Source organism: Defluviitoga sp. (genome assembly GCF_035349255.1).
In the GTDB taxonomy this organism is placed as follows: Bacteria; Thermotogota; Thermotogae; order Petrotogales; family Petrotogaceae; genus Defluviitoga.
The window spans coordinates 50,694-67,803 of the sequence record NZ_DAOPSE010000002.1; the positions used below are offsets into that span (position 1 = coordinate 50,694).

Annotated in this window: 12 protein-coding genes; all 12 read left to right on the forward strand. The window is 31.7% G+C overall.

The genetic code is table 11. From position 1 onward, the window contains the following. Positions 1-2: 2 nt before the first annotated feature. The 12 genes from PKN74_RS01350 (at position 3) to PKN74_RS01405 (ending at position 16,990) form a co-directional block, all read left to right on the forward strand. The gene (locus PKN74_RS01350; protein WP_472307821.1) at positions 3-992 is read left to right on the forward strand and encodes an ABC transporter permease; all 990 of its coding nucleotides are present in this window, start codon (positions 3-5) and stop codon (positions 990-992) included. Next, positions 965-1,696, forward strand: a complete 732-nt coding sequence (locus tag PKN74_RS01355) for an ABC transporter ATP-binding protein (protein WP_472307823.1) — start codon at positions 965-967, stop codon at positions 1,694-1,696. Before PKN74_RS01350 ends, PKN74_RS01355 begins: the two co-directional genes overlap by 28 nt. 262 nt (positions 1,697-1,958) lie before the next feature. Next, on the forward strand, positions 1,959-5,144 hold the full coding sequence (locus tag PKN74_RS01360) for a UvrD-helicase domain-containing protein (protein ID WP_472307825.1): 3,186 nt from the start codon (positions 1,959-1,961) through the stop codon (positions 5,142-5,144). Between the two features lie 338 nt (positions 5,145-5,482). Beyond that, positions 5,483-6,706: a M20 family metallo-hydrolase gene (locus tag PKN74_RS01365; protein ID WP_472307827.1), complete on the forward strand. Its 1,224-nt coding sequence runs from the start codon at positions 5,483-5,485 to the stop codon at positions 6,704-6,706. A 43-nt stretch (positions 6,707-6,749) separates the two neighbouring features. Further along, positions 6,750-7,364, forward strand: a complete 615-nt coding sequence (locus PKN74_RS01370; protein ID WP_472307829.1) for a CBS domain-containing protein — start codon at positions 6,750-6,752, stop codon at positions 7,362-7,364. Between the two features lie 32 nt (positions 7,365-7,396). After that, entirely contained in the window at positions 7,397-8,842 is a 1,446-nt protein-coding gene (locus tag PKN74_RS01375; protein ID WP_472307831.1) for a glycogen synthase, read from the forward strand. Between the two features lie 46 nt (positions 8,843-8,888). Continuing rightward, positions 8,889-9,884, forward strand: coding sequence for a galactose-1-phosphate uridylyltransferase (galT, locus tag PKN74_RS01380; protein WP_472307833.1), 996 nt, complete (start codon positions 8,889-8,891; stop codon positions 9,882-9,884). A 413-nt stretch (positions 9,885-10,297) separates the two neighbouring features. Further along, entirely contained in the window at positions 10,298-11,497 is a 1,200-nt protein-coding gene (locus tag PKN74_RS01385) for an ROK family protein (RefSeq protein WP_472307835.1), read from the forward strand. 21 nt (positions 11,498-11,518) lie between these two features. Further along, complete coding sequence (locus PKN74_RS01390) at positions 11,519-12,403, forward strand: carbohydrate ABC transporter permease (RefSeq protein WP_472307837.1); 885 nt, start codon at positions 11,519-11,521, stop codon at positions 12,401-12,403. After that, positions 12,393-13,220: a carbohydrate ABC transporter permease gene (locus tag PKN74_RS01395; protein WP_472307839.1), complete on the forward strand. Its 828-nt coding sequence runs from the start codon at positions 12,393-12,395 to the stop codon at positions 13,218-13,220. Before PKN74_RS01390 ends, PKN74_RS01395 begins: the two co-directional genes overlap by 11 nt. 156 nt (positions 13,221-13,376) lie before the next feature. After that, positions 13,377-14,615 carry an ABC transporter substrate-binding protein gene (locus PKN74_RS01400; protein ID WP_472307841.1) on the forward strand — a complete coding sequence of 413 codons (1,239 nt, stop codon included), beginning with the start codon at positions 13,377-13,379 and terminating at the stop codon, positions 14,613-14,615. Between the two features lie 32 nt (positions 14,616-14,647). Next, the gene (locus PKN74_RS01405; RefSeq protein ID WP_472307843.1) at positions 14,648-16,990 is read left to right on the forward strand and encodes a glycoside hydrolase family 31 protein; all 2,343 of its coding nucleotides are present in this window, start codon (positions 14,648-14,650) and stop codon (positions 16,988-16,990) included. Positions 16,991-17,110 lie beyond the last annotated feature (120 nt).

The window sequence follows — 17,110 nt, forward strand, 5'->3', positions numbered from 1 at the left end:
TAATGGATTTAATAGGTATAATAGAACAGGGACTAATAGCATCTTTGGCAGCTATAGGAGTGTTTATAAGTTTTAGAGTTATAGACTTACCAGATTTAACACCGGATGGGTCCTATGTATTAGGGGGAGCTGTTAGCATTTCTTTAATGTATGTAGGAGTACCCTGGATTTTGTGTTTAGTCTTTGGAGGCTTATTAGCAGGATTTTTTGGCGTGTTAACTGCAATAATCCACAACAAACTAGGAGTTAATTCCCTCCTTGCTAGTATATTAATAATGACTATGCTTTATTCAATAAATATTAGAGTTATGAACGGACCAAACATTTCAGTACCAAAAGAAACAGCACCTATGGAAGAGGCTCGATATACAGAAAAAACAAAATTAGACGATCTTTTGGGAATAAAATCAAGCACCTCAATTTCAGAGGTAGATACAACAAAACAAACTAAAAAAACTCTTTCACCATTTCGAGAAAAGTCAGGATATAATTCAACAATCTTAATAAGTTTAATAGTTTTGATTTCAGTTTTTAGCACTATTATCTTTCTTAGGACAGAATTTGGTATTGCATTGAGGGGATATGGTGGAAACAAAGAAGGCATTAAAAATTTAGGAATAAACCCAGAATTAATGAGTATTGTGGGGCTGTTTTTGGGTAATTTCTATGCAGGTTTAGCAGGTTCTTTATTCTCTATGTACGGCGGTTTTGCAGATGTTAACATGGGACAGGGAATTGTAGTTACTTCATTGGCGGCGGTTATACTAGGGGAAATAATTTTTGGAAGATTCCATTTGTTTTATAACATGATGTGTCCTGTAATAGGAGCAGTTGTTTACCAAATACTTCTAGCTTTGGCGATGAGATATGGTTATACAATAGGATTTCAGTCTAGTGACATGAAATTGGTTACCTCCCTGTTTATAATAATAGTTATAGGTTTAAGGAGGGTAGAAGTAAGAAAATGGTTGAACTTAAAAACATCAGAGTAGTTTATAATAAGAATCAAACTAATGAAAAAAAAGCTTTGGATGGATTGAATTTAACGATAAAAAAGGGAGAGTATGTAACAATAATTGGGCCTAATGGAGCTGGAAAAACGACTCTATTAAAGATTTTAACTGGAGAAATTCATCCAGAAGAGGGTGATTATGTATTAAATGGAAGAGATATTAAACACCCCAAACCATATAAGCTTTTTAGAAATGTAGGAATAGTATATCAAGAACCAGATCGAGGGGTATTTCCTGATTTAACCATCGAAGAGAACTTAATACTAGGATCAAAGAAAGGAAATAGGTTCTTCTCTTTTGGGAAATATCAGGGATTGGAATTGCTCAAGTCTTTAAATATGGGATTAGAAGACAGATTAAAAACAAAAGTTAAAGAATTATCTGGTGGTCAAAAGCAAGCCCTTGCGATGATTTTGGCTGCAATCACATATCCAGACCTGCTTTTATTAGATGAACATACAGCTGCATTAGATCCAAAAAATGTTGAGAAGGTAATGGAATTAACTTTGAAAATCAATACTGAAATGGGTTTAACAATCCTCATGGTAACGCATAACATGAAAATAGTGGAAAAGTACGCTAAAAGAATAGTTGAGATAAAAGAAGGAATAGTGACAAGAGATTTTATGTACGAAAGACCTCAATCACAAGTTGGCACCGACAGAATAAGAGCTTCTTTATAAAATTAGTAAAAAACGGAGTATAAATTTTGTACGTGACTCTCAATATGCGCCCCTATAATCTCCAATAACGGGGCCCCGTTCGGTCGGAAGAGACGCCCTAATACGGCGTCTCGTTTTTTTAAAGATGTTCGAGAAATACAATAATTTAGTTTGTAGTCTAGTAAAATTTATTTTTATTGAAAATGAAAAAACTTTGTATGATATAATAATTGCAGAATGTAAAAATATAAAACATTAAAAAATTAAAAGGATTGAGCAGTAAATGGGTATAAAAAGAGTGGATATATACTGGGAAATAGAAAATCCTGATAGAAACTTTTTCATCTCAGCATCAGCTGGAACAGGCAAAACTTATTTATTAACACAATACTACCTTAAAATTTTAGAAGCAAATTTTCCCAACGCTGATATAGTTGAAAATATACTTGCTGTTACTTTCACCAACAAAGCTGCTGCTGAAATGAAAAACAGAATAATGGAATCTGTATTGCAAAAATCTAGAGATGATCCTCCTCCTGGTTATGACAAACTTGAATGGACTAGATACTGGAATGAAATTAAAGTAAATTTATCTAGATCGTGGATTAGAACTATCGATAGTTTTTGTTCTCGAATAATACGAGAAAACAATATAGTAATAGGTGTCGACCCAAATTTTATTATCATGAATGATTTTCAAAAAAACAGAGAAATTGAAAAATCAGTTTTTTCTGCATTAAGGTTGGTGTTGGAATTATATGAAGATAAAGACATTGAATGGATAAACTCGTTATCCACAAAAAGAAAAGATAATACAGAAAAATACATAAAAGAACTGGAAGTAGAAAAAAAGAGGTTTAAATCTACTTTTAAATATATGTTAAAAGAAATGGGACTGGACCAATTAAAAAACGCTATAAATGAGATTATAAATAACTGGAGATTAGAAATTTCAAGGGTAAACCTTATTGAAGATTTTCCGCTATCAGATTCATCTTTTAGCGAAAGATATAAAAACATTTTGTGGTTATTGAGAATAATTTCTCTTATTGCATGTGAATTCTTCTTAGAGCAGACTGTGGATCTTTTCATGTATGACTTTAAAGCTGTGTTAGAAAAAGTTTTAGAGATATTTGAGGAGCCCTTAATTCTCAAAAAATATCAAGATAAATTTAAGTATATAATAGTAGATGAATTTCAAGATACCAATTATTTGCAAAAAGAGATTTTTGATAAGCTACATACTAAGGAAAATTATTTCTTCTATGTAGGAGACAGAAAACAGTCAATTTATAGGTTTAGAGGCGCGGATGTCTCCGTTTTTTCTAAGACCTTAGCTGATTCAAAAAATTCTTCAGAAGAAATTCTTCTTGGAGAACTTACCATAAACAGAAGATCTCACAAAGAAATAATAGATTTTGCCAATTTTATTTCAGAAAACGTTTTATTCAACAAGGAAAATATTAAGATGGAAGATATAGATCCCATTTTGTTAGAATCTTTTTCCTTTAATTCTGGAGACACGTTTCTTCCAGAAATTCCTCCCAGAGAAGATGAAGTTATTCCTTCATTAACAGATTCAGATAAAAAAAGAATTAAATATGTGACCGTTAATGAAGACGAAGAGATGAAGTTGAGTAAAAGGGAGGATCGTGTTTTGTATGAATCTGAAACTATTGCAAAAGTAATAAAAAAATTGATAGGTCAAGAAAATGACTTTTTGGTGAGAACAAATGGCGAGTTAAGTTATGAAAGAAGAAAAATTGAACCTAAGGATATAGTTGTACTCGCAAAAGAATTAAAATACTCTGAAAAAGTTATCAGAGAAGTTTTTTCAAGATATGATATTCCTTTTTACATATCAGGAAGCAAATCTTTTTATAGCAGACCAGAAATACAAGCAATATTTGTAGCTATAAGTTGTGTTCAAAATCCTTACAATAACTATGAATTTGTTAAATATATGATGTCACTGTTGGTAGGAATGAGTTTTCAAGATTTATCAAAATTGGTTCAATACCAAGAAGGTTCATTTTTTGAAACATTCGAAAAAATAAAAGACATGTTTTCTGATGATATAGTTAACAGCTATGAAGTTTTAAAAAAATATAAAGATCTTAAATATTATTTGACCCCGGCTGCAATATTCAAAGGAATAATAAATGAAAACAACTATTTTTTAAAACTATCACTAACAAGTGAACCAGAAGTAGCGATATCTAACGTTAAAAAACTAATGAATGAAGCTGAAAATTATAACAATATAGCGAATTCTTTTTCAGAATTAGTAAGATATTTAAAAAGCGCAACCTCTCTTTCAGAAGAGGAAGCTTCTATTGAAGATGAGACTTCTAATAGTGTAAAAGTGATGACCATCCATAAAGCCAAGGGATTAGAATTCCCTATAGTAATATTGATGGGCTTACATAACGATATAAGATTTAAAAAAATTCACGATTATGTTGATATAGAATTTTCACTGCCAGATGCCGACGGTAAAAGATACTATCTTCTTAAAAATAGAGCTTTTGATGGAATATTTCAAGAAAGTGATAACTGGATTTTAAAATGGTTTAAAAATAATGATTTTTTAGAGTTAACAGAAGCCCACAGGCTCACCTACGTTGGTATAACAAGGGCAAAAGATTTGCTTATTCCTATTTTAGTTTCAGCGGATAAAAAAGAATCTTACAATAACTTTTTTGAAATTAATAGAGATGGGCATCTGGATATGGTGGATGTAATCGATAGTGCTGATATAGAACTTAAGGATGAAGAAGAACAAACTAGCAAAATTTACTCCGATATTTTATTTAAAGAGGTTCCTCAAGAAAATCTAAAAGATTTTAGAAATTTAGCTTACAAGCAATATATAGCTCCTACTTATTTAATTCAAGAAGTTAAGCCTTCAGAATTACAGATGGCAGAAGATTTGGAAGATAGCCAAATTAGTTTATCTTTTACCTTCAAACCCGATAAATTGTTCTCTGAGCAAACGCTATTGACAAAAGGTTCAGAGTTGCACAAAAAATTATGCAGTGCCCAAAATCTAAGCCATATAAAGAATATGATAGAGAACAAAGAATTGCCAGAGGGGTTTGATGAATTAGAAATAATTAAAAAGGCCTTTTCACCAGAACCTAATAAGATTATAAAAAATGAGTGGCGACTTATGAAAAGTGTAAAATATCAAGACAGAGAATATATGCTTTTTGGAATTCCTGATAAAGTAATAATTCAAAATGGAGAAATAGAGATTCTAGATTACAAATTTTCAGACTTGAATGATCCAAAAAAGATAAAAGATTATAATTTTCAAATTCAATTTTATTTATATTTACTTAAAGATTTTGGCAAACCAAAAGCTGGCTATATAGTTAGTTTAAAAACATTAATGGAACCAATAAAGATAGTATACAACGATAATTTTGAAGAAATTCTCTTAAGTATCTTAAAAGAGATAGAGTGACAAAGGCATTAGAAATATTGGAATGAGTATCTTCAGGATGGTAGGGGTAGGAAATACGGGACTTTCACCAAGGCTTTTCTACTTCGGTTAAAACATAGACAGATATATTTTTAGAGTTTCAACGAGGACATCAAGATCTATGTGGAAGGCATTTTAGAAATGGGATTTTTCTAAAAATAAGATTTTGAATTTATAAGAGGTACAAGGGTTGAGCCCTCTCCCCCTTTTGGTAGGAGAACCCAAAAACTGTAAGGAGTTACTACATGAGTGCCTTTGAATAAAAAGCGGTTTAAAATTTTAAAATGTAGCTATTAACTTAATCAAAGGAGGAAGGAAAAATGAAAAACAAGATAAGCAAAAAAGTTGATTTTCTGAGCCAAGAAATCATTAATAGTTGTAAAAAATTCATTTCTATAAATTCAGTTAATCCTAGAACAGGGGGGCCTGGTGAAAAAGAAGCAGCCGAATGGTTAGAATCTTTACTAAAAGGATGGGCTTTTGATGAGATTAAAAGATATGATGCCCCAGACAAAGAGGTTGAATATGGATATAGGCCTAATATTATCTCGATATATAAAGGGAAGAATCCAGAAAAGACTATTTGGTATGTCACCCACATGGATAAAGTTCCTGCCGGAGATTTGAGTCTATGGGAAACAGATCCCTTTACACCTGTAGAAAAAGACGGGAAGATATTTGGACGCGGAAGTGAAGATAATGGTGCATCACTAATAGCAACTATATATGCAGTAAAAAGTATTATGGACCTCGGAATTAGGCCAAAAAATAATATTGCAATAGCTTTAGTTTCTGATGAAGAAACAGGTTCAGATTATGGAATAAAATATCTTCTGAAGCAAGAAATATTTAATAAAGAGGATTGGTTCTATGTACCAGATGCAGGGAATAGTAGAGGAGATTTTATCGAAATTGCAGAAAAGTCGATAATGTGGGTAAAAATTACTACGCTAGGTAAGCAAGGGCATGCTTCAATGCCTAATGTTTCAATAAATGCCCATCGTGCTGGTATGGAATTTGCTTTGGCGTGTGACAAGTACGTACATGAAAATTATAATTTAAAAGATGACTTATTTGATTATCCCTATTCATCTTTTGAACCAACAAAAAAAGTTGCTAATGTAGAGAATGTTAATACAATTCCAGGAACAGACATAATATACTTTGATGGAAGAATATTGCCAAATTATGACATAGATGAATTGATCGAGGACTTAAAAAAGCTTTCAAGAGAATTCGAAAAAAAGTTAAATGTTAAGATAAATATCGAACCTTACCATATAGAAAAGGCTGCCTCACCAACTTCACAAGATCATCCATCAATCCTTCTGCTAAAAGATAGTATAAAAGAATTAAGGAACTTCGAACCATTTGTTGGAGGAATAGGTGGTGGTACATGTGCAGCAATTGTTAGAGCAGCGGGATTTCCTGCAGTAGTATGGTCTACAAAAGATGGTACTGCTCATCAGCCTAACGAATACGTGAAGATCGAAAATTTAATAAATGATACAAAAGTTTTTGGATATTTAATGTCTCAATTGTAGGAAAATAGAATTCTTTAACTTTATGGTTATTGGGGGCCGGAAAATGTACATCAAATTATGGCAGAATACTCATTTTGAAAAAATAGACTACTATGAAACAATCCAGGAGGCTGTAAATAGGCTTATTTCCATCGGAGACGCACTTATGGTTATAAGACGAGACGGCACTTTGTATAATCTTTTATCGCAAAGTGATATGGAGTTTTTGAAAACTTATGATCCAAATAAAAGATTAATAGAGATTCTGGATCCAACTGATAGTTTTCTATTTGATGATGATTTAGTGGAAGATGCCTTAGTGATTATGTTAGATAATCGAGTTAAAGTTTTACCTGTTGTTGATAGTGAACTGTATCCTGTTGGCACCTTTGGCTTTTTTGAATTATTAAAAGCGTTTAAAACAATTTCTGCAATGGATGAGGCAGGTACACGAGCGATTATAAAGATTAAAGACGAACCAGGAGAGTTAAATAAGGTTTTGAGCGTGTTTGCTCAAGAGAAAATCAATGTTTTATCATTGATGACCGCTAAGATATCAGAAAACAAAAGAATGGTTAGTTTAAAACTAGGTATTAAAGATATAAATAAGATCTCAGAAATTCTAGAAGATCAAGAAATTGAATATGATGGGATTTATGAAGAAGACAAAGGAAATTAAGAACAAGAAAATTAAAGTAAGGAGGTTCCTATGTGAAAATTGCATATATCTCATATGAAGTTTCTCCCTACGCAAAGGCAGGAGGATTAGCAGATGTAGCCGGAGCTCTACCCATATATTTAAAAAAAATGGGTGTAGAACCATACGTAATTATGCCTTTGCATAAAAGTATTGAAAAAAATTTTGATGTTTCTGAGTTTAAATTGGTTAGGGAAAATTTAGTCCCAGATTCTCATAGTTACAAAACACCTTTTTCTGTATTTCAGAGTTATTTACCAAATTCTGAGGTAAAAATATACTTTATAAAAACAGATAAATTATTTGACTCCAACAATATATACGAAGAAGAGAACATATTTTTAAAAACCTCCTATTTTTGTGATGCTTCTTTAAAAACCATAAAAGAAGTGGAGCCAGATACAGATGTAATAAATATCAATGACTGGCATACATCTCTTATACCCGTCTACCTAAAGACTAATTATTATGAAGATATCTCTCTTAGAAAGATAGCCACAGTATTAACCATACACAACATTGGATATCAAGGATTATTTGATTCTGGAGTACTAACAACAGCAGGTTTACCTTCTTATCTTTTTAATATGGAAGCCTTGGAATTTTATGGAAAAGTCAACATATTAAAAGGTGGAATTATGTTTAGTGATGTTATCAACACTGTTAGCCCAACCTATGCAAAAGAAATACAAACAAAAGAATACGGATTTGGGTTAGAAGGGATTTTAAAGATAAGATCAGAAGATCTTTACGGCATATTAAATGGGATAGACTACTCTGTGTACAATCCACTAACCGATCCCTCTATTTTTCATCCAATAAAAAGCTATGATGACAAGATAAAAAATAAAAGAAAATTGCAAGAATATCTCAATCTACCTCAAAAAAAGGGCTCGACAATCATTTCTTTTATAGGTAGATTATATGAACAAAAAGGAATAGATTTGATAACAAATACAATAAAATACCTACTACTTGCTGATGTTCAATTCATAATTCTTGGAACAGGAAATGAAAAATATGAGCAATTTTTCAGATCTTTACAAAAAGAATATACACAAAAGGTTTCTATAAATATTACTTTTGATACAGATTTAGCCCAAAAAATATATGCCGGTTCAGATATCTTTATTATGCCTTCAAGATATGAACCATGTGGACTAGGTCAAATGTACTCAATGAGATATGGAACAATTCCAGTTGTTAGATATACTGGAGGATTACAAGATACAGTTTTGGAATTTGATCCAGTTTCAAAAGCTGGGACAGGTTTTGGTTTTTATGAATATAGTGAAAGTGCTTTGTTATACACTACTTTGAAAGCTATTTATTATCATCAAAAGAAAAAGGATGATTGGAAAATATTATTTAAAAACTGTATGAGTGCAGATTTTTCATACGAAAAAACTGCAAAAGAATATATAGAACTCTACAAAAAAGCAATGGCCAAAAAAAGTTAAATTCTAAGACTTAAAAAAATTACAATAGGTAGGTGGCGCATATAAAATGATAGAACTGCGGAAAGATCCTATAGTAAGGAGATGGGTTATTATATCTTCAGAAAGGTCAAAAAGGCCCATGGATTTTAAGAAGAACGTGGAAGAGCCAGAGACAATTTTTTGCCCTTTTGATTACGGAAATGAATACAGTACCCCTCCTGAAGTTTTAGCTTTCAGAGATCCTTCTTCAAAGCCAAACTCTTCTGGTTGGTGGCTTAGAGTTGTTCCAAATAAGTTTCCAGCCTTAAGTACAGAGCACGAATTAAAAAAACAAGGATACGGTATATATGATAAAATGACAGGATATGGATATCATGAAGTAATAATTGAAACACCTGAACATAACACGTCTCTTGCTAAGATGCCGGAAAGTCAAATTAAAGAAATAATGTGGGCTTATGTTAAAAGATTTCAAGAAATCAGAAAAGATAAAAATATTAAATATATTCAAATATTTAAAAACAAAGGAAGAGAAGCAGGAGCTACCCTTTCCCACCCACATTCACAGCTCATAGCAACACCAATGGTTCCCATCACAATACGTTCAGAAATAGAAGGTGCCAATTCTTATTATGATTTTAGAGAAAGATGTGTATTTTGCGATATAATTTCCCAAGAATTAACTGAAAAGGTTAGAGTTGTGTTCAAAACAAAAGAATTTGTAGTAATTGAGCCCTACGCTTCTCGATTTCCTTATGAAACCTGGATATTACCTTTAAAACATTCCCATGATTTTGGAAGTATAGAAGCAAATCCTCCCATAGTTGAAGATCTGGCAAAAGCTATTTCAATCATAGCCAAAAAGTTTGAGAAAAAGATTGATGACCCTCCTTTTAATCTAGTTATACATACAGCACCTTTTGTAGAAGGACTTGAAATTTACTATCATTGGCACATTGAAATAATACCAAGACTAACGAATATTGCGGGTTTTGAATGGGGTACAGGATTTAACATTAATCACATAGCTCCCGAACAAGCTTGTGCAGATTTAATTGAGTAAAAAATTAAAACAAAATTATCATGGTACTTTACGCTACAAAATTGTTTAAAATGTGATTATGTTAGAATACCATTTTGTCAAACCAATAAAAGTAGCTTTAATAAATTTATGAATTAATGCCATTTTTAATAATATTATATAAGCGAACCTTGTTTTCTAACTGTTTAATAAATTTTTCGATACTAAGAATAAAACTTTTTAAAAATAAGAAACCCGAAATTGTAAAAATTATGAGAAAAAGTAAGTTAAACAGTTATAAATACATTTAATCTTCGTTAATCTTCTTTCATTCTATCTAATCTTATTTGCTTATTTTTTAAATATAACCTATAATAAAAATAAACTTACTTTCCTTAGTAAAGAAAGTAAGTGAGATAAATTACTTCATTAATAATAACATAAAGGAGAAAATAATGTCTATAATAGGAAGCAGAGAATTAATAAGGGATATAAATGAAAAAACAATTTTAAAAACAATATTTCTAGAAAAACAAATTGATAGGGCTTCACTTGCTAGAAAAACAGGACTAAGTAGTGCTACAGTGACGAAAATAGTTTCAAGTTTGATTCAAAAAGGTTTAATAGTTGAGGTTGGGGAAAGTGATTCAACCGGTGGAAGAAAACCAATTTTACTTTGTGTAAATAAAGATTATGGAAACATTTTGGGGGTTAAAGTGGGAGTGGGATATTTATACATAATGATAACCAATTTAAATGGGGACGTACTATCAAAATCGCGACTAGATTATGGTGAAGAAGCAGATCCCGTAAAAATTACCAACATAATAAAAAATTATGTTGATGAGCAAAACAAAAATAGTCTAGTTGGAATAGCGATTGCAGTTTCAGGAACAGTAGACCCTAAAAAAGGTATAGTACTTGATTCATTCCTTCTAAATTGGAAGAATGTAAAACTTGCTAGTTTAATAAAACATGTACTTAAAGCACCAGTATATTTAATTAATGATGTGGATTCTTTTACTATAGCCCACTTATGGAAAGGAAAATTAGTCAATTATAAGAATGCGTTAGTACTTACTTTAGGAACAGGAATTGGAGGATCGATTGTTATTGGAGGTGAACTGTATACAGGTAATGGAGGGGCTGGGGAATTTGGTCATATGACATTGATTGATAAAGGTAATACCTGTAGTTGTGGGAGTCAAGGTTGTCTAGAGTCTGAGGCAGGATTTGATGCACTTGCTACCAAAATTTATGAGAATACTAAAAATATAGTACTTAAAGAAGCGTATAGAGATTACAAAAATCTTGAAACTTCTCAGATTGACTTTTTAAAATTGGCTCTTAAAGAAGATGAAAAAATATTCAAAAAAGTTTTTGATGAGTATTCATACATAATAGGAATTGCTATTAAGAATTTAATTAATATCTATGCACCTGAATGTATCTTAATTGGCGGGGAAGCTTTAGAATTTTCTGAATATTTCCTTGAAAAGTCTATCAAGTTTGCAAAAACTGCTTCTTTTGGTAATTTGGGTGAAAGAGTAACTTTTGAAATAGATAATCTTGGAGCAGATGCTTGGATTTTAGGAGGAATTTATAAAGTAATTCAAGAAGAGATTTTTTATGTTGATATTCAGAAAAACGGCTAAAAGAATTTTGGAGGAATCATAATGAAATTGAATAAAAAAGCTAAAAAGAACATAACGATATTTTCTTTTCTTTTACCTAGCATATTAGCTTTTTCAATATTCTCAGTGTTTTCAATTTCGTTTTCTTTCTTTTTAAGTTTTACTGATTGGGACATTTTGACACCCTTTAGTTTCATGGGTTTTGAGAATTATTCTAATATTCTTCATAGTGAAGAGTTTTGGAGAGTTTTAAAAAATACGCTTTACTACATGGTTTTATATATCCCGCTTATAATTATTTTTTCTCTTATTGTAGCTTTACTTTTAAATGTAAAGAGTAAAGCTACTAACATATTTAGAACGATCTTTTTTATTCCTGTTTTAACTTCATGGGTTGCAGCAGCTATGTTGTGGAGATGGTTATTGAGTCCCTACTATGGACCTGTGAATGCAATATTCCAGTTTTTTGGGATTCATGGCCCAAATTGGTTATATGATTCAAGATGGGCGATGCCAGCAATAGTTCTAGCGAGCTTATGGAAAGATGTGGGATATTTTGGTCTAATTTTTCTTTCTGGTCTACAAGCAATCGATCCTTCTTATTACGAAGCGGCCGAAATTGATGGTGCCTCTGCGATTCAAAGGTTTTTAAGAATTACGTTTCCGTTGCTCTCTCCATCTGTTTTTTTTGTTTTAATTATTACTTCCATTAATTCTTTTCAGTTGTTTCCACAAGTAATGATTATGACACAAGGAGGCCCTTTTGGTTCTACTGAAGTGTTTATGGAAAGGATTTATTCTTATGCCTTTAAGTATTATGAGATGGGTTATGCATCGGCGTATTCCTGGATACTTTTTGTTTTTATCTTCTTGTTTACAGTATTACAGTGGATTTTCCAAAAAAGGTGGGTTCACTATGAAACATAAAAAATTAATTTTTAAATTATTATATTATTTAATAATGATTATTCTGTCTATTTTTATGATTCTGCCGTTATTTTGGATGATAACTACATCTTTAAAAGAAAGTGGAGCATTAACTGCAATACCGATAGAATGGATTCCAAAAAAAGTTAGCTTTAAATCATATTCAAAGTTGTTTACTATATTTCCCTTTGGTAAGGCATTTATTAATAGCGTAGTAGTATCTCTTGCAATAACATTTATAAATGTTTTTTCAGCAAGTATGGCAGCTTATGTATTTGCTAAGATGCCTTTTAAAGGAAGAGAAGTTTTGTTTGGAATATTTCTTTCTACTATGATGATCCCAGGAAGTGTAACGTTGATACCCAATTATCTTATATTAAGAAACTTACATCTTTTAAATAGTTATTTAGGAATTATATTACCCTCCTTTTTCAATATTTTTGGTATTTTTATATTGCGTCAGCACATTCGGACAATTCCAGATGATTTTATAGATGCAGCTGTTATGGATGGTGCTTCCCAATGGAAAATCTTTTTTAATATAATAATTCCTCTTTCTAAACCAAGTATAGCTACTCTTGCGGTTATTACCTTTATGGGTGCCTGGAACGATTATTTGTGGCCTCTTATAGTTTTGACTGATAAAAATAAGATGACTCTCCCAGTGGCTCTCAGTATGTTAAATGGGCAATATTCCACAGAATACAATTTACTTATGGCTGGAGCACTTATATCTATCATTCCTATCCTTATTGTATATGCTTTTGCACAAAAATATTTTGAAGAAGGCCTTACAGCAGGAGGAATAAAGGGATAATAACTAAGTTATTAGCTTTATATCCTTTCTATATTATAAAGTAACCTTTGCCAGATCCTAAAACTTATCATAAAAAAGGAGGTGATTTTTAAATTTTGAGTGCATTTTTTGCAGAAAAAAGGTTTAAAAAATATATTGTTGAGGAGATGTGTGAGTATGAAGAAAACTATAAATATTATTTTGGTGGCATTGGTAATTATGGTTTTTTCGATAGGTTTTGGGGTTACGACTATTAAGTTCATGAATTTTTCGTGTGCAGGTGGCAATGAAAAATATTTAGATGAATGGAAAGAAATATTTGAGAAGCAAAATCCAGATATAAAAGTTGAGATTGAAACGGTGGGTTTTGGTGACTATTTTACGAAGTTAGCTACAGTGATAGCTGGCGGGAATTCCCCAGATGTTTTTGAACTTAATTATGAAAACTTTAATACATATGCTTCAAAAAAAGTTCTATTTAATTTGGATGAATTGATAAAGCAAACTGGTTATGATCTGAGTATAATTAATAAAAACGCGTTAGAAGCGTTTCAAGTTGCTGGCACCCAGTATGGTCTTCCCTATAGTTTTTCAAATGTTATTTTGATATACAACATGGATCTTTTTGACAAAGCAGGAGTTTCCTATCCGACAAATGAATGGACTTGGGATGATGTTTTCTCTGCTGCTCAAAAGATAAGGGCCCTTGACCCAATGATATTCGGTATATATCAGCCTATAACCTTCAATGAATTATATAAAATGGTTCAACAAAATAATGGAAGTCTTTTAAATGAAGATGGAACTGCTTTTACTGTAAATAAACCGGAAAACGTAGAAACTTTACAATACATGGTAGATAGGGTATTAAAGTACAATGTAATGCCTACAGATGCCCAAATGGCTGGAATGGGAGATTGGGATCTTTTCATTTCTGGAAGATTGGGTATGATTGTTACGGGTTCCTGGGCATTTCCTACTTTTAAAGAAAAAGCTGATTTTAATTGGGATATAGCAGTAGAGCCTGGAAATAAAAAGAAGGCGACCCATTTCTTTTCAAACGGTTTAGTTATGAGTAAAGATACAAAAAAGACTGAAGCAGCCTTCAAATGGATGACGTTTTTATCTTCTAGTAAAGAAGTTGCGGAAAGTAGAGTTAAAGCAAATTGGGAATTACCAGCTGCAATGTATCCAGAGATAATTGAATTATACAAAAAAGATACTCCACCATATAACAAAGAAGCAGTGTTCGAATCATTAAATTATTTAGTAACTCCACCACCAATAGTAGAATACCAAAAAGCAGCAGATATAATCGATAAGCATCTAGAGGCAGCAAGATACGGAAAGAAAACCCCACAGCAGGCTTTAAATGACGCTCAAGCTGAACTTGAGAAGGCGATTAAATTAAAATAATTAATTTTTGAAAGGAAGAGTGAGAAAAATATATGGAAATAATACATAAACCTTATGGAATGGACGATCCATATATTAGCTTCCCTGGGATTGAAAGATATCCCAGGGATCCACTTATTAATGATGAAGTGAAAATAAATTTTCAAGCAACGCCCATTTTAGGTCAAAGAGCATGGATTGAATATAAGCGTGAGGGACAAATATATGAAAGTCGTGCTCAGTTTCAAAATAATGTTGGAGATATGGCAGAATGGTATGGATTTATTCCTCCAGTAAAAGTTGGAACAAACGTTGAATATAGGATAAGGGTAGGAACTGGTAAAAAGAATTCTTTTGTAAGTGATTGGTTTTGCTACACAGTTAAAGAATGGAAAGAAGATGTTTTTAAAGAACAACTTTTATTCAAAGGAAATGGAGATAAAAGTAGAATTAATAAGATCGAATTTTTGACAGATGAAAAAGATGTATATAACATTCGGATTTGTGTAAAAAGGAAAAATCGAGAGAAATTTTTTGGTTTAGGTGAGCACTATGAGGATTTAGAGATAACTGAAGGAGTTAGATATGTTCATGTTTTTGATCAATATAAAGTTCAAAGAGAAAGAGCATACGCCCCTGTTCCATTTTTGTTTTCAAATATAGGATTTGGAATGCTTATTAACACAGGATTTAGGACAAAGTGGGATTTTTCTTTGAATGATGTCAAAATAGAAATTGATACATTAGGGCAGCCTTTGATGAATAAAATAGAAATTTATTTATGGGAAAACGAGAGTATGAAAGATTCTATTGCTAACATATATAGAATATCTCAACCCAAAGTTCCTCCTATATGGGTATTTGGTCCTTGGATGTCTGCAAATGAGTGGAATTCCCAGAAAAAAATTGAACGAGTAGTACAAAAGACATGTGAATATGACATTCCTGCTACTGTGTTGGTTATTGAAGCATGGTCTGATGAGCAAACATTTTACATTTTTAATGGGGCTGAATATAAGGAAAAAAACGGAGAACAAGCGTTTGCTTTAGAAGATTTTAATTTCAAAGAACCTTGGCCAAACCCAAAAAAGATGATAGAAGAACTCACACAGAAAAATATCAAATTGATTCTATGGCAAATACCGGTTTTAAAATACTACGATCAATTTGAAAAACAGCATAAAAATGATGTTGATTATGCTCTAAAAGCTAATTATGTTTTGAAAACCGCGGATGGAGATCACTATAGGATTCCAAAGGGAAGATGGTTTGAAAACAGTTTTGTAGTTGATTTTTACAATGAAGAGGCCTCAAAATGGTGGGCAAGTAAACGTAAATATTTAGTGGAAGAATTAGGCGTGGCAGGTTTTAAAACAGATGGTGGGGAACATTTATGGGGACGAGATTTAATTTCAATTGACTCAGAACTAGAAAGCACCCAATTAAGGAATTTATATCCTGAAAAATATTTTGAAACTGCAAAATCAATTCAAAAAGATAAACTTATTTTATTCAGTCGATCTGGATATATCCATACGCCGAATAACACCTTGTTTTGGGTTGGTGATGAAGATTCGGAATATGAGGCTTTAAAAGCTAATATTATTGCTGGTTTAAATGTCTCTCTATCAGGTAATCCGTTTTGGGGATGGGATATAGCAGGTTTCAGTGGAGATCTTCCCGAACCCGATCTATACAATAGATCTTGCGAGTTGGCTGTTTTTACTCCAATATTTCAATTTCATTCAGAACACCCTGGAGATCCTGTACCTAGTGCCGAAAGGTCACCTTGGAATATGGCTGATTACTATAAAAATAATCAAATAATAGACAATTATAGATTTTATGCTTCTTTAAGAATGAATTTATCGCCATATATTTTTCAAGAGGCTAAATTTAGTGTAGAAAGAAATTGTCCACTCACTTGTCCAATATGGCTAGACAACAGTAAGTTTGATGACCAACCTTTGGCTTATTTTTTTGGTAGAAGTATAATTGTCTATCCAAAAATTTCTAAACAATGTGATGAAGATAAAATTACGTTACCTTATGGAACATGGTTAAGTTTATGGGAAGGTGAATGGGTACAAAGCGAAGAAGAACCGTTATATTATATTTCTAAGAAGTATCACCCCGTATTTTTGAAGAAAGGTTCAATTATTCCGTTAAGTATAGATAAGTCTAAAAGCTTGGGAGAACCTCATTGGAGTCAGGATTTTAACGCTGTTTTAGTTGTCGATGATCTAGAAAGATGTAGAAAAGATCGTGATTGTTTAAAAACCTATCTTGAAGAAATTGAAATAATAAAAAAAGAATTTGATAAAAAAGAGCTTATGATAGGCTTTCCCAGCAAAAAAGAAAAAGAAATTATTGGAATTGAATGGATTACTTTATAACTTTTTACAACCATAATGTGATTCTTAATTTGAAATGGTATAATAATCGTAAGTCTTTTATATTCTTTATATTAGTTATCTTATAAAATAGTCTAATATTTTAGAAAACCTAGAAAGGAT